We start from the raw sequence: 19343 nt of genomic DNA on the forward strand, positions 1-19343 counted from the left end.
TCAGAATGCAAATCCGCCCGTCCCGTCGCCGGTCGGCATGTGGCGCGAGGCGGGGCGCGGAGCGCCGCAACCCGGGAGCCTGCCGCAGTCCCAGGCTTCCGCGCGGCATGCTCCATCCGATCACGCCCTAGCCATGCAGGTGCAGCGGCGACTCGCCACCGAAATAGCTGCGCTCCAGCCGCAGCGGCAGGTCCGGCTCGTCGGCCGCCGCCTCCAGCGCGATCCGCCCCTGCACCATGGCATAGACCCGGTCGGAGACGGCCAGCGCCTTCTCGATGAGCTGCTCGACCAGCAGCACCGAGGTGCCCTTCTCCCGCAGCGCCGCGACGACGCCGAGGACGCGGTCGACCAGCACCGGCGAGAGGCCGGCCGAGGGCTCGTCCAGCATCATCAGCCGCGGCCGCCGCACCAGCCCCTGCGCCACCACCAGCATCTGCTGCTGGCCGCCGCTGAGCGCGCCGCCGCGGTCCTGCCGCTTGGCGGCGATCTCGGGGAAGTATTCGAGCGCCTCCTCGATCCGCTGCGCCCGCTCGGCCCGCGGCAGGTCGTAGCCGGCCAGCAACAGGTTGTCGGCGACCGAGATCTGGGTGAAGACCCGATGCCCCTCGATGACATGCACGAGGCCGGCGCGCGCCGCCTCGCGCGGACCGGCGCCCCGCATGTCCTGGCCGGCGAAGCGCACCTCACCCCCGCTCAGCGGCAGCAGGCCGGAGACGGCGCGCAGCAGCGTGGTCTTGCCGGCGCCGTTGGGGCCGAGCAGCGCCACCACCTCGCCCGGCATGATGCGGAGCGAGACCTCGTGCAGCACGGCGATCTTGCCGTAGCCGGCCGCGAGGCCCGTCACCTCGAGCACGGGCGCCGCGCCGGGCCCGGCGCCCGTCCGCATCGCCGGTTCAACCGCCGAGATAGGCACTGACCACCTCCTTGTGGCTGCGGATTTCCTCCGGCGTGCCGGCGGCCAGCACCTTGCCCAGGTTGAGCACGGTGATGCGGTCGCAGATCTCGAAGATCAGGTCGGCATGGTGCTCGACCAGCAGCACGCCGATGCCCTGGCGGCTGACGCCGCGGATGAGCTGGTCCAACCGCTTGATCTCGTCGGTCGAGAGGCCGGCGGCCGGCTCGTCCAGCATCAAGAAGGCCGGGCGCAGCATCAGGGCGCGGGCGATCTCCATGAAGCGCAGCTCGCTGTGCTGCAGCCGGTCGGCGCGGATATCCGCCAACGCCCCGAGGCCGACGGCCTGCAAGGCCTGCCGGGCGCGGTCCTCGAGCATCCGCTCCTCCCGCCGCTGCCGCGGCAGGGAGAGCAGCGCCTCGAGGAAGCCAGCGCGGCCCTCAATGGTGGCGCCGACCATGACGTTCTCGAGCACCGAGGCTTCGCCGACCACCCGCGGCGTCTGGAAGGTGCGGGCGATGCCGCGCGCGGCGCGCCCGACCGCGTCGCCGGCGGGCAGGGGGCTGCCGTCGCAGGTCATGCCGCCCGTCTCCGGCCGGTAATAGCCGGAGATGACGTTGAGCGTCGTCGTCTTGCCGCTGCCATTCGGCCCGATCAGCCCGTGCACCTCGCCGGGGCGGAGATCGAGGTCGAGACCGTCGATGGCGCGGACGCCGCCGAAGGCCAGCACGATGTCGCGCAGCGTGAGGCCGGCATGCCGCGGCTGCTGCCCGAGCAGGGCCGGTAGCAGCTCCGGGCGGGGGATCACCGCCCGGTTCTCCGGCAGCTTGCGGCGGTTGCGCGGGTCGATGAGCGAGGCGATGCCGCCCGGGATGGCCAGCACGATCACCAGCAGCAGGGCGGCGTAGAGGAAGGTGGACCAGGCGGCGAGCGGCGCCGCCACCTCCGGCAGCAGGGTCAGCAGCAGGGTGCCGAGCAGCGGCCCGAGGATGGAGCCGCGGCCGCCGATCAGCACCGCGATGAAGAAGAGCAGCGAGAGGTCGAAGGTGAAGGCGTCGGGGGTGATGTAGGTCTGCAGCGTGGCGAAGAGCCCGCCGGCGAAGCCCGCCAGCGCCCCGGCCAGCAGGAAGACCAGCACCAGCAGCCATGGCTTGGCGATGCCGCTCGCCTCCGCCGCCACCTCGGCGTCGCGCAGGGTGACCAGGGCGCGGCCGAAGCGGCTGCGGGCGATGTTGCCGGTGATCCAGGTGCAGAGCGCGGCGAGCGCCAAGCACAGGTAGTAGAAGCCCCAGGCGGTGTCGAAGGGCGCGGGCAGGCTGGGGCCGGTGATGCCGATGCCGCCGCCGGTCACGTCCTGCCAGGCCAGCGCCACCTGGGTGACGATGGTGGCGAAGCCGAGCGTCGTCATGGCGAAGTAGAAGGTGCGCAGCCGCAGCGCCGGCAGGCCGACCACCACGCCGAAGACGGCGCCGAGTAGCGCGGCGGCGGCCAGGGCGAGCGCCGGGTGCAGCGGCTCCAGCAGGTTGCCGGCCGCCAGCACGCTGGCGGTGTAGGCGCCCACCGTCAGCAGCGAGACATAGCCGATGGCGAGCTGCCCGGCGAAGCCGACGATGAGGTTGAGGCCGGAGACCAGCACCCAGTAGATGCAGGCCCGGGTGGCGATCAGCGCCCAGTATTCGTTGCCGGTCAGCGGCAGCAGCAGGGCGAGGGCGAGCAGCGCGGCGAAGGGCCAGAGCAGGGCGAGCAGCCGCGGCCGGGAGGGCGCGGCGCCGGCGGCAACCGGCATGGCGTCGTCGATGGCGGCCATCACACCCTCCGCGCCGCCGGGGCGCCGAACATGCCTTGCGGCACGGCGAGGAGGACGATGATGAAGAGGGCGAAGACCGCGACCGAGGAGAAGATGCCGCCCACCAGGAAATTCGCCGCCTGCTGGAACAGGCCGAGCAGCAGCCCGCCGATGACGGCGCCGCGGTTGTTGCCGAGGCCGCCGAGGGCGACCGGCACGAAGCCGTAGAAGTTCAGCAGCGGCCCGTTGGCGAAGAAGGCGAGCAGGAGCTGGCCGCCGGCGAAGCCGGCGAGCGCCCCGATGGCCCCGGCCAGGGCGTAGCTGGCGATGCGCAGGTTCCGCTCCGGCAGGCCGAGGGCGCGGGCGGCGAAATTATCCTCGGCGACGGCGAGGAAGGCGCGCCCGACCAGGGTGCGGCGATAGAGGTATTCCAGGCCGATGATGGTGGCGGCGCAGGCCAGCACCGGCAGCCAGTATTTCTCGTCCCATATCCCCTCGCCGATCCCGAGCAGGCGCGGGAAGGGCTGCGGCTCGGTGCTCCAGGTGAGCGCCGTCACCTGCTGGATCATCAGCGCCAGCGCCAGGGTCGAGAGCACATAGAGATGCTGGTCGAGGCTTTTCAGCACCGGCCGCACCGCGACATATTCCGTGACCACGCCGACCAGGGCGCAGGCGGCGAGCGTCAGCGGCAGGGCCAGCAGGATGGGCAGGCCGAGGCGCAGCGCGAAGAGCGAGCCCAGCACGCCGCCGAGCATGCCGAGCTGCCCGGCGGTGAAGCTCATGACGCGGGAGGTCGCGAACATCGTGTTGTAGGTGATGCCGATCAGCGCGTAGATCGCGCCGACGGCCAGGCCCGAGGCCAGGATGGAAGCGAGCATCGACGGTCCTCCCGCGCGCCCGGATCAGCCGTAGCCCGGGGCGAGGGCGAAGGTGCCGTTGCGGCCGGAGCTGGCATCCGACATCACCACGTCCTGGCCGGGATAGCCGTTGTGCTGCTCGGCCGTGTAGCTGTAGTCGCCATAGTAACCGGGCCAGGCCTGCAGCCCGTTCCAATGCTTGATGATGGCCTCGTTCGAGGTGCTGCCCGTCGCCTTCACCGCATCGGCGACGAGGTTCACCGCGTCGATCGCGCAGGCGATCCACCAGAACAGCGTGTCCTGCAGGGCCACCTTGCCCTGGAGCTTCTGCACCAGCTCCTCGCTGCGCGGCGGCAGCTTGCCGTCGGCGCCGTAGCTGCAGCTCCGGTAGCCGATGGCATAGACCTTCTTCCAGTTCTCCGGCTTGTCGATGAGCTGCCCGATCTCGCCGGAGGAGAGCGAGGGATGGCCGATGAAGGGCACGTCCCAGCCCATCTTGGCGCGGGTGTTGAGCAGCCGCGCGATCATGCCGGTGGAGACCGACCAGATGATGATCGCCTCCGCCCCGGCGTTGCGGGCCCGCAGCATGTCGGGCGTCATGTCCGGCTGGGTGGCGTCGATATTGGCCTTGTAGACCACCTCGGCGCCGTCCTTCTGGAAGCCGGCGGCGCTGTCGTTCGCCGCGGTGACGCCATAGCCCGTGGTGTCGCCGATGACCGCGACCTTCTTCGCCTTGGCGACCTTGGTGGCGTAGTTGCGCACCGCATCGTCCCATTGCGTGTTGCTCGGCGCGATGCGGAAGGCGTTCGGGTACTTCTTCGGGTCGATCAGGCTGTTGACCACGCAGGGATGGATGTTCGGCATCTTGCCGCGGGCCATGATGGCCGTGGTCGCCAGGCTCTCGCCGGAGTTGGTCGGCCCCCAGATGGCGTGCACCTTGAGCTGGCTGATCATCTCCTGCGTCGCGTTCACCGCCTTGGTCGGGTCGCCCTGGGTGTCGCGGGTGACGATCTCCACCTTGCGCCCGCCGATGCCGCCGGCGCCGTTGATCGCCTCCGCCGCCCAGACGACGCCGCGGTTGAAGCCGATGGCCGGGGCCGAGCTGGGCCCGGTCAGGGCGGCGAGCCAGCCGATGCGGATCGGCTCGGACTGGGCGAGGGCGGGCGCGGCGAGGCCGAGGCCCGATGCGGCGGCCAGCCCGGTGCCGCCAAGGGCGAAGCCCCGGCGCGTGATCATCCTGGACATCTCGTTCCTCCTGGCGCGGGCCCCGCCTTCGGACGAGTCCGCCATAGTCTTCGGGCACGGCGCCGGGGCGCTCCCTCGGGCCGCCGGCCGCGGCCTCGGGGCATCGCTCTCGCTGGGGCGGGGACCGGCCATCGCACCTGGCCTGGCCGAGACCGGACCGGGCAGGCCCTTCAGGCCGCGGCTCCTGCGGCGCCGTGCCCGCCTATCCTGCGGGGAAGGCCCGGGTTGTCAACGCTGCCCCAGGCGGCGCGTGGGCGGGGCGGGGCCCCGGATTGCCCGCGCGCCCGCGCCTCGGCAGAGTGGGGCGGAGGGGCGGCGCCCCCAAGAATGATCGACTTCCAGGGACCGCAGACGCCCATGTCCACGACAGCGACCGACTTCACCCCGCTCTTCCGCAAGGACGTGCCCGCGGCGGCGCCGCGCTTCACCGGCCTGCCGAAGTACAATTTCATCGGCGGCCACAACGACCCGACGCACATCCCCGCCGAGACGCTGGCGGACTGCGCCGCCGCCCTGCTGCGGCGCGACGGGGCGAAGCTCGCCCTCTACAATCTCGGCCAGGGGCCGCTCGGCCATCGCGGGCTGCGCGAGCTGGTCGTGGACAAGCTGAAGCGCCATCGCGGCGTCTCGGTGACGCCGGAGGAGGTGCTGCTCACCTCCGGCTCGCTGCAGGGGCTCGACCTGGTGAACAGCCTGCTGCTCGAGCGCGGCGACACGGTGCTGGTCGAGGAGCTCTCCTATGGCGGCGCGATCACCCGCCTGCGGGCCCTCGGCGTCACCGTGGTGCCGATGCCGCTGGATGCCGACGGCATCCGCATCGACGCACTCGGCACCACGCTCGACGGGCTGAAGGCCAAGGGCGTCCGGCCGAAATACCTCTACACCATCCCGACGGTGCAGAACCCGACCGGCTCCATCATGCCGCTGGAGCGCCGGGAGGCGCTGCTGCGCCTGGCCCGGGCGCATGGCGTGCCGGTCTTCGAGGACGAGTGCTATGCCGACCTGGTCTGGGCCGGCACGCAGTCGCCGCCGGCGCTCTACGGGCTCGACCCGGACCAGGTGATCCATATCGGCAGCTTCTCGAAGACCCTCGCGCCGGCGCTGCGCTCGGCCTATGCCGTCGCGCCCTGGCCGATCCTGTCGCGGCTGGTGGCGCTGAAGACGGATGCCGGCAGCGCCTCGCTCGAGCAGATGCTGGTGGCCGAGTATTTCTCGAAGCATTTCGACAGCCATGTCGAGGCGCTCTCCGGCGTGCTGAAGGAGAAGCTCGACGTCATGCTGGAGGCGGTGGAGCGGGAGTTCGGCAGCGCCGCGGAATGCTTCGTGCCGAAGGGCGGCATCTTCCTCTGGCTGCGCCTGCCGGCGGAGGTCGATGTCCGCAAGCTGGTGAAGCCGGCGGCCGATGCGGGGATCGCCTTCAACCCCGGGCCGGAATGGGCGGTGGTGCCGGATGCGGCGGCCTCGCAGCTGCGGCTCTGCTTCGCCCTGCCATCCAAGGAGCAGATCCGCGAGGGCGTCGCCGCCTTCGCCCGGGTCTGCTTCGAGCAGACCGGCATCCCGGCGCAGAGCGGCAACATCCGCCACGGCGGGTAGGTTCCGGGCGGCGGGGGGGGGCCGCCTCAGCCGCCGGCGGCGCGCGCGGCCGGCCGCGGCGGCAGGGCGAGCGGGATCAGCCCCATCTCCAGGCTGCGGGCGATGCGCCGCGCCCGTTCCAGCATATGCGCCGCCCCGGCCGGGCTCAGCCGTTCCCGCGCCACCTGCTCGAACAGGGCCAGCCAGCGGGCGAAATGCGCCGGGGTCAGGCGGAGCGGCGCATGCGCCTGCATGGGCTGCCCGTGATAGCCGCCCTGCATCAGGGCCACCGAGCCCCAGAAGCGGGCGAGGGTGGCGATATGCGCCTCCCAATCCGCGACGCCGGCGAAGGCCGGGCCGAGCAGCGGGTCCTCCCGCGCGGCGCCATAGAAGGCGCGCAGGAATGCCTCGATCGCCGCGGGGTCCAGGCCGGTCTCGTCGGTGATGGCCCGGCTGAGGGCGGCGCGGCGTTCGGCGGTTTCGGGGATGGGTGACATGGCGGGCTCTCCGGCGGCGTGGTCGCGCCGATAAGTGGTATTGTCAATGCATTTTTACGGTCGGAGGCCCGGGCTCGCTCGGTGAATTTTCTGCATCTGGTGGTCCAAGGCCCCATTGATCGCTATATATGGTGTGTACCGACCGGAGTCGCAGCCGGTCCCATGGAAGGCGATAGAATGGATGGCTCCCTGCCCGGACCCTTTCGGGCCCGCTCCGCTCCGGCCCCCGGCGCCAGCTTCGGCACCGCGCCCCGGCCGGCGCGCGCGCTCGATCCGGGCATGGGCCTGGCCGTGGCGCGCCGCACCGTCTTCCGCCCGGAGGACCGCGAGGATTTCGGCCGCGTCGCCGACCGGGTGGCCGCCGGCAACATGGCGCTGCTCGGCGAGGCGGCCGATCCGGTCGAGCAGGCGCGGCTGCGCAACGCCATCGCCACCGGCGCCCTGCTGACCTCCGGCCGGCACCTGCAGCACGGCGATGCCGCGCAGCCGGGGCGGAACATGGAGGTCTTCACCAATTGCGCCACCGCGCATGCCTCCTTCACGCTGTTCTACCTGCTGCTGAACGGCAGCGGCGTCGGCCGTGCCTATGACGACGAGCTGATGGCGGTCGATTGGGGCCGGGCGCCGCGGCTGCTGCTGCATCTCGACCCCGCGCATCCCGACTGGCCACGGGACCGCGCCGCGCTGCACCGCTTCGGCCTGGAATTCGCGCTGCTGCCCTGGGGCAGCCGGCCGGAGGACGTCACCGCGGCGCAGGAGGCGGATATCCGCGCCTGGATCGCCCGCGAGCTGCATCCCGTCGCCGCGCCCCTGCCGCCGGACGTGATCCGCCACCGCATCGAGGACAGCCGCGAGGGCTGGGGCAAGGCGGTGGAGCTGCTGGAGAGCCTTGCCTTCGCCGGGGCCGAGGACCGCACCCTGCTGCTCGATTTCAGCGCCATCCGGCCGCGCGGCGCGCCGATCGGCGGCATGCAGGGCCGCCCGGCCTCGGGGCCCCTCTCGCTCATCCGCGGCTTCGTCAACCTGCGCCGGCACGTGATCGCGCCGTCGCGGCCCGATGCCGCCGGGGGGACGCCGCTGCCGCCCTGGGAGCAGGCGCTGCTGGCCGATCATCACCTCTCGGTCGAGGTGCAGGTGGGGGGCGCCCGGCGGGCGGCGCGCATGGCGACGAAATCCTGGCGCGACCCGGGCATCCTCCGCTTCATCCGCGCCAAGGCCGAGGGCGGGCTCTGGACGGCGAACAACTCCGTCATGGTCGATGCCGAATTCTGGGCGGGCGTGCGCGCCGCCCGCGCCGGCAGCGCGGCGCCGCTGCACCGCCAGGCGCTGGCGGTCTTCGAGGAGGCGACGCGCTGCGCCTTCATCAATGGCGAGCCCGGCTTCATCAATGGCGACCGGCTGGAGGACCACCGCACCGGCGCCGCCTGGGCCAAGCCGGTGCATGCGGATGGGCGCGACGTCCGCTCCGCCCGCTACCAGGCCGACCAGGCCGTGCCGCTGCTGGCCGAGCTCGCCCGCCGGGCGCAGCAGGCGCGCTTCCCGGCCACCACCAACCCCTGCGGCGAGATCACCCTGCACGTCACCGGCGGCTATTGCGTCATCGCCGATTTCGCGCCGCTGCTCGCCTGCCCGGTCGATCTGGCCGAGGTCGCGCCCGGCGCGGTGCCGGCGGACCTCGCCGCCGCCTGGGATGCGCGGGTCGAGGACAGCGTGCGGCTCGGCATCCGCTTCCTGATGCGGGCCAACCTGATGGACGCGCTCTATGCCGAGGAGGTGCGGCGCACCAACCGCATGGGGATCGGCCCGACCGGCCTGCACGAATGGGCCTGGATGCGCTGGGGCCTCGGTTTCGCCGACCTGCTGGACGAGGACCGCTCCGCCCCCTTCTGGGCCATGCTGGCGCGGCTCTCGGCGGCGGCGAAGGCCGAGGCGCTCGACTATGCCGAGGAGCTCGGCCTGGCCGCGCCGGTCACCGTCACCACGGTCAAGCCGGCCGGCACCACCAGCAAGCTCTTCGGCCTGACCGAGGGCGCGCATCTGCCGGCGCGGCGGCAATATCTCCGCTGGGTGCAGTTCAAGGGCAGCCAGGAGGGGGAGGGCTGGAGCGCCGACAGCGACCCGCTGCTGCCGGATTACGCGGCGCGCGGCTATCCGGTGCGCGGGCTGCAGAGCTTCCCTGGCATGGCGGTGGTCGGCTTCCCGACCCTGCCGCTGATCCAGCGCCTCGGCATCGGCGAGCGGCTGGTGACGGCGCCCGAGGCGGGGCCGGAGGAGCAGTATCGCTGGCTGGCGCTGCTGGAGCGGCACTGGATCGGCGCGGAGCGGGGCAACCAGGTCTCCTACACCCTGAAGCTCTACACCGACCGGCACGACCTCGAGGCCTTCCGCGCCATGCTGCTGGAGCACCAGCCGCGCATCCGCTGCTGCGCCATCCTGCCGAGCCGGCCGGACCATGCGCTCGGCTATGAGTACCTGCCGGAGGAGGAGGTGTCGCCCGGCCGCTTCGCCGCGCTGGTCGAAAGCGTGCGCGATCCGGCGTTGCACGAGGCGATCGACCTCGCGCATCTGCAATGCGCCGCGGGGGTCTGCCCGATCTGAGCCGGCGCGCCGCCTCTTGCGCCGTGCCCGATCCGGCGGATGCTGCGACCGGGCGGGGCGCAGGGGGCTGAGCATGCCGGACCAGGCCGAGGGGCTCGCGGCGCAGGCCGCCCGGGTGGCGCGCGATCTCGATCTGCTGGGGCTGCCGCCGGCGAACTGGCCGGCCACGCCCGCGGGCCCGGATGGCGCGCCGGTGCTCGACGTGCTGGTCGTCGGCGCCGGCATGTATGGCATCGCCGCCACCGCCGCCCTCGCCTTCAAGGGCGTGCGCGCCATCCGCATGCTGGACCGCGCCCCGGAAGGGCTGGAAGGGCCCTGGGTGACCACGGCGCGCATGCAGACGCTGCGCTCGCCCAAGCACCTGCCGGGCGTAGCACTCGGCATCCCCTCGCTCACCTTCCGCGCCTGGTACGAGGCACGCTTCGGCGCCGCGGCCTGGGAGCGGCTGTACAAGATCCCGAATGCCGACTGGCAGGCGTATCTGCTCTGGGTCCGCCGGGTGCTTCGCCTGCCGGCGGCGAATGGCGTGGCGCTGCGGCGCGTGGAGCCGCACGGGGGGATGCTGGCGGCGGTGCTGGAGGAGGGCGGCGCCGAGCGGGTGCAGCTCTGCCGGCATCTGGTGCTGGCGACCGGCCGCGCCGGCACCGGCGGCCCGGCGCGGCCGGAGGGGATCGATCCGGCCCTCTGGCCCGATCTCGCCGCCGATGGCGGTGCCGCCATCGATTTCGCGGCGCTGCGCGGCAAGCGCGTCGCGGTGATCGGCGGCGGCCCGATCGCCTGGGACAATGCCGCGACGGCGCTGGAGCAGGGGGCGGCGCGGGCCGAGATGTATGTCCGCCGCCAGGTGCTGCCGCAGGTGAACAAGGGCCGCGGCGCGGCGCATCCCGGCTTCTTCGAGGGCTGGGCGACGCTGCCGCCGGCGGAGAAGTGGCGCATCCTGGCCTATACCCAGGACCTGCAGGCGCCGCCGCCGCATGAATCGGTGCATCGCGCCCTGCGCCTGCCGGGCTTCGCCCTGCATCTCGGCACGCCGGTGCGGGGCGCGCGGCGGTGCGGCGATGCGGTCTGCCTCGATCTCGGCGAGGGCCGGGAGGCGATGGCGGATTTCCTCATCCTCGGCACCGGCTATGCGGTCGATCCCGCCGCCATGCCGGAGATCGCGGCGCTGGCGCCGCGCATCGCCCGCTGGGGCGATCGCTACACGCCGCCGCCGGGGCTGGAGCGGCCGGAGCTCGCCGCCTTCCCCTGGCTGGGGGAGGGGTTCGAACTGGTGCCGCGCGACCCGGCGGATGCGGCCCCGCTCACGCGCATCCATCTCTTCAACCACGCCGCCTTCGCCAGCCTCGGCGCCATCGCCTCCGACATCCCCGGCGTCTCGGTGGGGGCGGAGCGGCTGGCGCACCGCATCGCGGCGCGGCTCTTCGCCGAGGACATCGCGGCGATGCGGGCGCGGCTGGAGGCCTTCGCCGAGCCGGAGCTGCAGGGCACGCCCTTCTTCGCGGCCGATCTGCTGGCGGGCGGGCCGCCGGCGCGGTGAGCGCGCCGCGCCGGCCGCCCCCTTGCCGCCCGTCAGGCCACCGTCAGGCGGACATCGAGGTTGTCGCGGGTGGCGTTGGAATAGGGACAGACCTGATGCGCCCGCTCCACCAGCGCCTCGGCCTGCTCCCGCGGCACCCCCGGCAGGCTCACCGCCAGCGCCACCTCGAGCCCGAAGCCGCCCTCGCTGCGCGGGCCGATGCCGACCGTCGCCGTCACCGTCGCGTCGTTCGGCACCTTCGCCGTGCCGCCCTGCGCCGCGACAAACTTCATCGCCCCGATGAAGCAGGCGGCATAGCCGGCGGCGAAGAGCTGCTCCGGGTTGTTGCCCGGGCCGCCCGCGCCGCCGAGCGCCTTCGGCGTCGAGAGCCGCAGCTCCAGCCCGCCCTCCTCGATCCGCGCCACCCCGTCGCGGCCGCCGGTCGCGGTCGCGCTGGTCCGGTATTTCACGTCAACGGGCATCATGCTTCTCCTTGCTGCATCGAGCGCCGGGCCGTCCCGGCGCGGGGGTCAGGGGTGGCGGTCCGCGCCGGCGCCAGCCATCCCGCGAGCTCCTGCCGCAGGATCGCATCGAGAAGCCCGGTCATCTCCGGGCCGTCGTTCAGGCAGGGCACCAGGCAGAACCGTTCGCCGCCGGCGCGCAGGAAGCTGCTGCGCAACGCCAGGCCCAGCTCCTCCAGCGTCTCCACGCAATCGGCCAGGAAGCCGGGCGCCACCACCGCCAGCCGCCGGACGCCGCGGGCCGCCAGCGCGGCGACATGCTGCGCCGTGCAGGGCTGGAGCCAGGGCTCCCGCCCGAAGCGCGACTGAAAGCCGATCGGCATGTCCTCGACGGTGCGGTCCAGGGCGCGGCGCAGCGCCGCCATGGTGCGGGCGCACTCCGCCGGATAGGGGTCGCCGGCCCTGGCGTAGCGCTGCGGCAGGCCGTGGAAGGAGCCGAGCAGCAGCTCGGGCGTCCAGGTCAGGCCGTCGAGCGTGTCGCGGATGCGCCGCGCCTGCGCCTCGATATAGGCCGGGTGGTCGGCGAAGGGCGCGGCGATGCGCAGCGCCGGCTGCCGCCGCATGCCTTGCAGCGCCCGGAAGGCGGCATCGTTCACCGATGCCGTGGTGGTGGCGCTGTATTGCGGATAGAGCGGCACGAGCAGCACCCGGTCGCAGCCCCGCGTGACCAGCGCCTGCAGCCGCTCGGCGATCGAGGGCTTGCCGTAGCGCATCGCCCAATCGATCATCACGCCCGTGCCCTCCTGCGGCCAGGCGGCGGCGAGGCGCGCGGCCTGGCCGCGGGTGATGTGGCGGAGCGGCGATTCATTCCTGTCCTCACGCCAGATGGCGCGATAGGCGGCGCCGGTGCGGAAGGGCCGCGTGGTCAGGATCACGCCCTGCAGCAGCGGCTGCCACCAGAGCGGGTTCGCCTCGATCACCCGCCGGTCGGACAGGAATTCCGAGAGGTAGCGGCGGATGGCCCAGTAGCCGGTGCCGTCCGGCGTGCCGAGATTGACCAGCAGCACGCCGATGCGGCCGCCGCGCGCCGGGGGTGCCTCCGGTGCCGGGCGCGACGCGCCGGCTTGCATGGCGTCGTCGCGCGCCGGGATCGCCGTCGCGGACCGGTCGAGGGCCCGGCCCTCCGCCAGGATGGTGCTCATGCCAGGATGTCCGCCGGCGCGTCGGCCCGCAGCGCGGCGCCGAGCGCCTGACCGAGGCGCGCGGCGTCGGCGGCGCTGCCGCGCAGGGTGCGGCGCAGCAGGAAGGACCCGTCGAGGCGGGCGACCATCGCGCTCGCCAGCACCTCGCCGCCCGGCAGCAGGCGGGCGAAGGCACCGATCGGGGCGCGGCAGGACCCCTCCAGTGTCCGCACCACCGCACGCTCGACCGTCGCCGAGATGCGGGCCGGCCGGTCATCGAGCGAGGCCAGCGCTGCGAGGGTGGGGTGGTCGGAGGCCCGCGCCGTGACGGCGATGATGCCCTGGCCGGCCGCCGGGAGCATCAGCTCGGGATCGAGGATCGCCGCGGCGCGCTCCGCCAGGCCGAGCCGCTTCAGCCCGGCCAGCGCCAGCAGGGTCGCCGCGTAGTCGCCGCTGCGCAGCCGCTCCAGCCGCGTGCCGACATTGCCGCGGATCAGCCCGACCCGCAGATCCGGCCGCGCGTGCAGGAGTTGCGCCTGCCGCCGGGCCGAGGCGGTGCCGATCCGCGCCCCCTCGGGCAGCATGGGGAAGGGCAGGGCGCGCTCGACCGGCGGGCAGGAGGGGGCGAGGACCAGGGCGTCGCGCGGGTCCTCGCGCGGCAGCACGCAGGCGATGACGATGCCGCGCGGCAGCTCGGTCTCCAGGTCCTTCAGGCTGTGGACGGCGAGATCCAGCCGGCGGTCCAGCAGCGCCTCGTGGATCTCCTTGGCGAAGAGGCCCTTGCCGCCGATATCGGCCAGCCGCCGGGCCGGCTGGCGGTCGCCGCTGGTGGCGATGACGGCCTCGGCCAGGGGCAGGCCGGGGCGCGCCGCGCCGAGGCCGGCCGCGACCAGCCGCGCCTGGACGCGGGCGAGCGCCGAGCCGCGGCTGCCGATGCGCAGCGCCTCGGGGAGCGATGCCGGGAAGGCGGGCGGGGCGGGGCGGGAGAGTAGGGACAGGGCGGCCGACATGCCGGAGGTCTCCCTATGCGGGCGGGACGGGGCGGGGAGGGGAGGGAAGCCGGGCCGGCGGCGGCCCGGCGCGGATCATGCGGCCGCGGCAAGCGGGGCGGGCGTGCTGGCCGGCGCCGTCTGCATCCCGGCAAGCCTTCGCCGCGGCTCGCTGGCCCGGCCCGCCTGCCGGCCGATGCCGTGGGCGATGGTCCGCGCGCCATGGTCGGCCGAACCCTTGGCGTGCACCTTGTCCGGGACCGGCGCGCCGGCCGTGATGGGGAGGATCGGGAGGGTCGGGTCAGCCATCGTCTCTGCCTCGTTCCAGCGCCCGGCTGGGTCGCGGCGGCAGATTGCCGTCGGCGCTTGATCAGGAGAAATCGATCTTTCCAGTCCCAGCGTTCGGCTTTATCTATCAGTCGATGTCCCGCCAGAGCCTCGCCGGCCTGTCCCTGCGCGATCTCGACTATGCCGTCGCGGTGGCGGAGCTCGGGCATTTCGGCCAGGCGGCGGAGCGCTGCGGCGTCAGCCAGGCCGGTCTCTCCGAGCAGGTGCGCAAGCTGGAAGGGCTGCTCGGCGTCACGCTCTTCGAGCGGACCACGCGGCGCGTCAGCGTGACGCCGGAAGGCGAGGCCCTGCTGGCCCAGGCGCGCCTGGTCCTCGGCGCCGCCCGGGCCTTGCTGGAGCGGGCGCGGAGCCGGGGGGAGCCGCTGGCTGGTCCGCACCGGCTCGGCGTGATCGAGACGCTCGGTCCCTACTACCTGCCCGGCCTGCTGTGGGAGGTGCGGCGGCGCTTCCCGCGCCTCGAGCTCCGGCTGCAGGAGGGGCGCACCACGGCGCTGGTGCAGTCGCTGCAGGATGGCGAGCTGGACCTGCTGCTGCTGGCGCTGCCGGCGCCGGCGCCGGGCCTCACCGGCGAGGCGCTCTTCTTCGAGCCCTTCCGGGCCATCCTGCCGGCCGACCACCCCCTCGCCGAGGCGCCACGGCTCGGCGTCGCCGATCTCGCCGGCGAGGGGCTGCTGTTGCTGGAGGAGGGGCATTGCCTGCGGGACCAGGCGATCGCGCTCTGCGGCCTCGCCCGGCCGAGCCAGGATGCCCGCTTCGCCAGCAGCCTCGAGATGCTGCGGCACATGGTCGCGGCAGGCGAGGGACACTCCCTGCTGCCGCTGCTCGCCTTGCAGGAGCGGGCCGAGCTGGGCGGCCTGGTGCGGATCCGCGACCTCGAGGGCGAGGCGGCGGGCCGGACCATTGGCCTGGCCTGGCGCGGCACCGATCCCCGCGCCGGCGCCTTCCGCGACCTCGCGGCCTTCCTGCGGGACGTGGCGCCCGCCGGCACCTCCGCCGTGCCGGCGCCCAGACAGGAGGCGCCAAGACAGGAGGCGCCGGGGCGGGAGGCGTCGCGGCGCGCCGGTCGTGCCCCCGATCCGCCGCCGCCGGCGACGCGAAGGCCCGGCCGGACGCGGTAGCGCGGCAGGCCCGGCGTGCATTCCCCGCGGCGATCCGCTGTACTCGCCAGCACTGCCGCCTCCTCTCCGGCCCACGGCGGAGCGCGGCAGCCCAGGGAGAGGAGCGTCAGGTCATGAAGGTCAGGCTGCACCACGTGAATTTCTGCTCGAATCGCGTCGCCGAGATGGATGCCTTCTACCGCACGGTCCTCAACCTGGAGCCCGAGCCCAGCCTGCAATCCGCGCGGGTGACGCAGGATGGCTATGCCGGCAAGGTGGCCTTCGTCACCGACGGCACGACGCAGCTGCATCTCGCCGAGCGCGACCTCGATGTCGGCTTCCGCACCGGCCATGTCATCAACCCGCTCGAGCGCGGCCACATCGCCTTCCGCACCGATGACATCGAGGCCTTCAAGGCGCATCTGCGGCACCGGGGCATCCCGTTCTCGGATTACGGCGCCTGGGCGATGAATGGCTGGGCGCAGATCTTCTTCCACGATCCGGAGGGCAATGTCGTGGAGGTGCATGAGGACCGCTCCGGCAAGGCCGAGTGACGGCCCGGGCCGGTGGCCGGCGCGCCCGGGGGCGTCCCGGGCGCGCCGCCTTCACCAGCGGTAGCTCAGCGTGCCGATGATCGTCCGGCCGAGGCCGACGAAGCACTGCCCTTCGGTGTAGCAGCCCCGGATGAACTGCTTGTCGGCCAGGTTGGTGGCGTTCACCACCGCCATCAGCCCCTTCAGGTCCGGCCGCAGCGCGCCGAGGTCGTAGGAGATCCGGGCGTCGAACAGCGTGGCCGAGGGCACGCGCAGGGTGTTCTCGGTATCGCCCCAGCTCGAGCCCAGATAGCGCATGCCGGCGCCGAGCCGCAGCCCCTCCGCCGGGCCTTCGAGGAAGCCGTAATCCAGCCAGAGCGAGGCCCGGTGCGCCGCCTGCAGGACCGGATGCTTGCCCTCCGTCCCGTCATTGGCGCGGGTGACGGTGTTGTCCAGGTAGCTGTAGGAGGCAAGGACGTTGATGTTGCGGTTCAGGCTGGCCCGGGCCTCCAGGTCGACGCCGCGGGAGCGGATCTCGCCGGTCTGCACGTTGAACAGCGTGTTGTTGGGATCCGGCGTCAGGACATTCTGCTGCCGCAGGTCATAGACGGCGGCGGTGAGCAGCATGTTCCAGCCCGGCGGCTGATACTTCACGCCGAGCTCGTATTGCCGGCCGGTCGTCGGCTTGAACGGGCTGCCGCCGGCATCGGTGCCGCTCTGCGGGTTGAAGGATTCCGCGTAGCTGACATAGGGCGAGATGCCGCTGTCGAAGGCATAGAGCAGGCCGACGCGGCCGGTGAAGGCGCTGTCGTCCATCTTGGTCGTGGTGTTGTTCAGCAGGTTGCGCGTCGTCGAATCGGCCCAGTCCTGCCGGCCGCCGAGCAGCAGCCGCCAGCCGCCCCAGGCGATCTGGTCCTGCAGGTAGAGGCCGTAGCGGTTCAGCGACTGGGTGTTGCGCACCACCGGGTTGCCGTAGCGCGGCCCGCCGGTCGGCGGGCAGGGGTTGTAGGTGAAGACGTCGCAGGAATAGAGGGTCCGGTCGTAATACCAGGTGTTCTCGCCATTGGCGCCTTGGTAGTCGAAGCCGCCCACCACCGTGTGGTTGATCGGTCCGGTGCGGAAGCGGGCCTGGGCATGCGTGTCCGCCGTATAGGCGTCATACTCCATGCCGCGGCGCGTGTAGACGCCGAGCAGGTTGCGCTCGTTGGCGGCGAAGAATTGCGGGTAGTAGCCGTCCAGCACGCTGCGCGTGTGGAAGTACCGGAAATTCTGCCGGACCGTCCAGGTGTCGTCGAACTGGTGCTCGAACAGCGAGGTGATGCCGTATTGCCGGCGGGTGTTGTTGTAATGGTCCTTGTCGCCGTAGTTGCGGCGCATGTCGAGCGTGCCGTTCGGGTTCGGCAGGATGGTGCCGCTGGCCGGGATGTAGCTGTAGAGGCCGCCTTCCGGGTCGTAGGCATACTGGCCGATGATGGTCCAGCTCGTCCGGTTGTCCGGCCGCCAGGTGAGGGCCGGCGAGATCGAGAGGCGCTGCTGCCGGGACCCCTCCACCTGCGTCCCGCCCTGGGAGCCGAGGCCGGTGATGCGGTAGAGCAGCGTCTTGTCGGCGTTCAGCGGACCCGTCGAGGTGAAGCTGCCGAGCAGCCGGCCATAGCTGCCGGCCTGCAGCCGCACCTCGCCGCCCTCCTGGTCGGACGGCCGCCGGCTCACCAGGTTGATGACGCCGGCCGGGGAGCCGGCGCCGTAGAGCACCGAGGACGGCCCCCGCAGCACCTCGATGCGCTCGAGGTTGAAGGACTCGATCTGGGTGCCCGCGCCCGGCCCGGCATTGTGCAGCACGCGCATGCCGTCCAGGTAGTAGTCCATGGCGAAGCCGCGGCTATAGGCCTCGTCGTTGTTGCCATAGGCGCCGAGATACTCGCCTTCGAGGCCCGCGGTGTAGCGCAGCGCCTGGCCGACATTCAGCGCCTGCTGGTCGTCCATCTGGTCGCGCGTGACGACGGAGATGGATTGCGGCGTCTCCAGGATGGGCGTGTCGGTCTTGGTGGCGGTGGCGGCGACCTCCGCCACATAGCCGCGCACCGGCTGCCAGGCGCGCGGTTGCAGCCCCGCCGTGACATTGACCTCCGGCAGCACGACGGACCCGTCCGCCGCGGCGCCTGGCTGCGGCGCCGGCCGCAGCAGCACGGTCTGCGGCGAGGTGAACTGCGCCTCCAGCCCCGATCCCGCGAGGAGGCGCTGCAGGGCCTCCCGCGCCGACATGGTGCCCGAGACGCCGGCCGTCCGCCGGTCGCGGGTCAGGCGGCTGTCATAGAGAAGCTGGATGCCGCTGGCCGCGGCGAAGCTGGCCAGCCCCTGATCCAGCGGCCCGGCCGGGATGCCGACCTGCAGCGGCGCGCCCCGTTCGGCGGCCGGGGCGGCGGGTTGCGCGAAGGCGCCTCCCGGGGCGACCCATGCCATGCCGCCCAGCACCGCCGCGACCAGGCGGCCACTTCCCCGCATTCGTCTTGCTGACACGACAATCCAGTCCTCGATCCGTCCCGACTTGCTGCCCGGAAGCGTTGCGCTTCCATGGGGGGGACGTTTCCCGACCGAGCGGACTGCAAGCGGCCGTGCCATTTTTTTGCGGCTTGCGTCAGGAATGGCACGCGGCCCATCGGCAGGGCGGGGCCTCGCGCCCGCAGGCCCATGCGCTGCCGCGGCAGCAACGGCCCGGAGCGCCGGTTGCAAGCCGGTGCGGACGGCATTCTGGAGCATTTTGGTTTCGGAGCATCTTCACCCGATCAGGTGAGTCCACCTGATCGGGCTCTGCTCTAGCGCAGGATCAGCAGGCCCCCCGGCAGGGCGCGCTCCTGCAGCCCGGCGACCTCGCGGAGATGCGCGACCACCTGATCGAGCCGATCGAGATGGAACACGCCGCTCACCTGGCGCTGGGCCGCGGCCTCGTTCAGCAGCAGGATATGGCCGGGCCGGTAGCGGTTGATCTCCGCCACCACCGTCCGGATGCTGCGGTCGCGGAAGACGAGCAGGCCCTGCCGCCAGCCCGCCACCAGCGCCAGGTCGACGCGGCGCCGGGCGCCGAGCCCGGCCGGGCCGTAGCTCACCTGCTCGCCGGGGCCGAGCTGCACGTCGCCCGCGGCCTGCACCGCGACCCGGCCTTCCAGATCCGTCACCGAGACGGCATCCGCCTCCATGAGGATGTTGAAGACCGTGCCGAGAACCCGGGTCTCGCCGCCGCCGGAGGCGACGACGAAGGGCCGTTCGGCGTCGCGAACCACGGTGAAGCTCGCCTCGCCGCCGAGGAGTAGGACCCGGCGCTCGCCGGCCGTGAAGCGCAGCGACAGGCTGGTGCGGGTGTTCATCTCGACCAGGCTGCCATCCGGCAGCGCCAGCCGCCGTCGCTCCCCGGTGCCGGTCCGATAGGCGGCGCCGAGTTCGGCGAAGCTCGGCACCCAGCCCCCTCGCTGGCCGAGCAGCAGCGCGCCGCCCGCCGAGGCGGCGAGGGCGGTGCCGCCGGCGAGGAGGCCGCGCCGGCCATGCCCGGCCGGTGGCAGTGCCAGGGCGCCCTCCCGCGGCATCGCCGGCACCAGCCGGGACCAGAGCCGCGCCGCATCCCGCAGGGCGGCCTCATGCGCCGGGCTGCGCCGGCGCCAGAGGGCGAGCCGCCAGGCATCGGCATCGGTGGCATCGCCGGAGGTGAGGCGGGCGACCCAGGCCTGGGCTTCGCGGCGAAGCTCGTCCTGCGATGCAGGCGGGTCAGTCATGGGATGA

The 19343-nt window shown here is 73.0% G+C and carries 15 protein-coding genes; 5 read left to right on the plus strand and 10 right to left on the minus strand.

What is annotated here, in order from left to right; all coding sequences use genetic code 11:
- Positions 1-127: 127 nt before the first annotated feature.
- From DOO78_RS02685 to DOO78_RS02700, 4 genes are read right to left on the minus strand one after another with little or no spacing between them, the layout of a single operon-like run.
- Positions 128-886 carry an ABC transporter ATP-binding protein gene (locus DOO78_RS02685; protein ID WP_111468166.1) on the minus strand — a complete coding sequence of 253 codons (759 nt, stop codon included), beginning with the start codon at positions 884-886 and terminating at the stop codon, positions 128-130.
- Between the two features lie 7 nt (positions 887-893).
- Positions 894-2699: a branched-chain amino acid ABC transporter ATP-binding protein/permease gene (locus tag DOO78_RS02690; RefSeq protein WP_207802758.1), complete on the minus strand. Its 1806-nt coding sequence runs from the start codon at positions 2697-2699 to the stop codon at positions 894-896.
- Entirely contained in the window at positions 2699-3556 is an 858-nt protein-coding gene (locus DOO78_RS02695) for a branched-chain amino acid ABC transporter permease (RefSeq protein WP_111468167.1), read from the minus strand. The genes DOO78_RS02690 and DOO78_RS02695 overlap by 1 nt, the downstream gene beginning before the upstream one ends.
- A 24-nt stretch (positions 3557-3580) precedes the next feature.
- A complete protein-coding gene (locus tag DOO78_RS02700; protein WP_207802759.1) occupies positions 3581-4780 on the minus strand; it encodes an ABC transporter substrate-binding protein in 1200 nt (399 codons plus the stop codon).
- Between the two features lie 357 nt (positions 4781-5137).
- Here DOO78_RS02700 and DOO78_RS02705 point away from each other — a divergent pair, with 357 nt between their 5' ends.
- On the plus strand, positions 5138-6373 hold the full coding sequence (locus DOO78_RS02705; RefSeq protein WP_111468243.1) for an aminotransferase-like domain-containing protein: 1236 nt from the start codon (positions 5138-5140) through the stop codon (positions 6371-6373).
- A gap of 26 nt (positions 6374-6399) precedes the next feature.
- On the opposite strand, the gene DOO78_RS02710 is transcribed toward DOO78_RS02705, so the two are convergent.
- Entirely contained in the window at positions 6400-6849 is a 450-nt protein-coding gene (locus DOO78_RS02710; protein ID WP_111468169.1) for a group III truncated hemoglobin, read from the minus strand.
- A gap of 177 nt (positions 6850-7026) precedes the next feature.
- Between DOO78_RS02710 and DOO78_RS02715 the strand changes: the two genes are divergently transcribed.
- Together DOO78_RS02715 and DOO78_RS02720 are read left to right on the plus strand one after the other, a co-directional pair.
- Complete coding sequence (locus DOO78_RS02715; protein WP_111468170.1) at positions 7027-9447, plus strand: recombinase; 2421 nt, start codon at positions 7027-7029, stop codon at positions 9445-9447.
- A 73-nt stretch (positions 9448-9520) separates the two neighbouring features.
- Positions 9521-10984: an FAD-dependent oxidoreductase gene (locus tag DOO78_RS02720; protein WP_111468171.1), complete on the plus strand. Its 1464-nt coding sequence runs from the start codon at positions 9521-9523 to the stop codon at positions 10982-10984.
- Between the two features lie 32 nt (positions 10985-11016).
- On the opposite strand, the gene DOO78_RS02725 is transcribed toward DOO78_RS02720, so the two are convergent.
- From DOO78_RS02725 to hemC, 3 genes are all read right to left on the minus strand, one after another.
- A complete protein-coding gene (locus DOO78_RS02725) occupies positions 11017-11445 on the minus strand; it encodes an organic hydroperoxide resistance protein (RefSeq protein WP_111468172.1) in 429 nt (142 codons plus the stop codon).
- A complete protein-coding gene (gene hemH, locus DOO78_RS02730) occupies positions 11445-12554 on the minus strand; it encodes a ferrochelatase (RefSeq protein WP_111468244.1) in 1110 nt (369 codons plus the stop codon). Before hemH ends, DOO78_RS02725 begins: the two co-directional genes overlap by 1 nt.
- Positions 12555-12622: 68 nt before the next feature.
- The gene (gene hemC / locus DOO78_RS02735; protein ID WP_111468173.1) at positions 12623-13615 is read right to left on the minus strand and encodes a hydroxymethylbilane synthase; all 993 of its coding nucleotides are present in this window, start codon (positions 13613-13615) and stop codon (positions 12623-12625) included.
- 401 nt (positions 13616-14016) lie between these two features.
- On the opposite strand from hemC, the gene DOO78_RS02745 reads away from it, so the two are divergent.
- Together DOO78_RS02745 and DOO78_RS02750 are read left to right on the plus strand one after the other, a co-directional pair.
- Positions 14017-15060: a LysR substrate-binding domain-containing protein gene (locus tag DOO78_RS02745; protein WP_111468175.1), complete on the plus strand. Its 1044-nt coding sequence runs from the start codon at positions 14017-14019 to the stop codon at positions 15058-15060.
- 113 nt (positions 15061-15173) lie between these two features.
- The gene (locus tag DOO78_RS02750) at positions 15174-15593 is read left to right on the plus strand and encodes a VOC family protein (RefSeq protein WP_111468176.1); all 420 of its coding nucleotides are present in this window, start codon (positions 15174-15176) and stop codon (positions 15591-15593) included.
- Positions 15594-15644: 51 nt separating this feature from the next.
- On the opposite strand, the gene DOO78_RS02755 is transcribed toward DOO78_RS02750, so the two are convergent.
- Both DOO78_RS02755 and DOO78_RS02760 read right to left on the minus strand, forming a co-directional pair.
- A complete protein-coding gene (locus DOO78_RS02755) occupies positions 15645-18074 on the minus strand; it encodes a TonB-dependent siderophore receptor (RefSeq protein ID WP_165838682.1) in 2430 nt (809 codons plus the stop codon).
- 311 nt (positions 18075-18385) lie between these two features.
- Positions 18386-19336 (minus strand): FecR family protein, encoded by a 951-nt coding sequence (locus DOO78_RS02760; RefSeq protein WP_111468178.1) that lies wholly within the window; start codon positions 19334-19336, stop codon positions 18386-18388.
- Positions 19337-19343 lie beyond the last annotated feature (7 nt).

The organism is Roseicella frigidaeris, from assembly GCF_003258945.1.
GTDB lineage: Bacteria > Pseudomonadota > Alphaproteobacteria > Acetobacterales > Acetobacteraceae > Paracraurococcus > Paracraurococcus frigidaeris.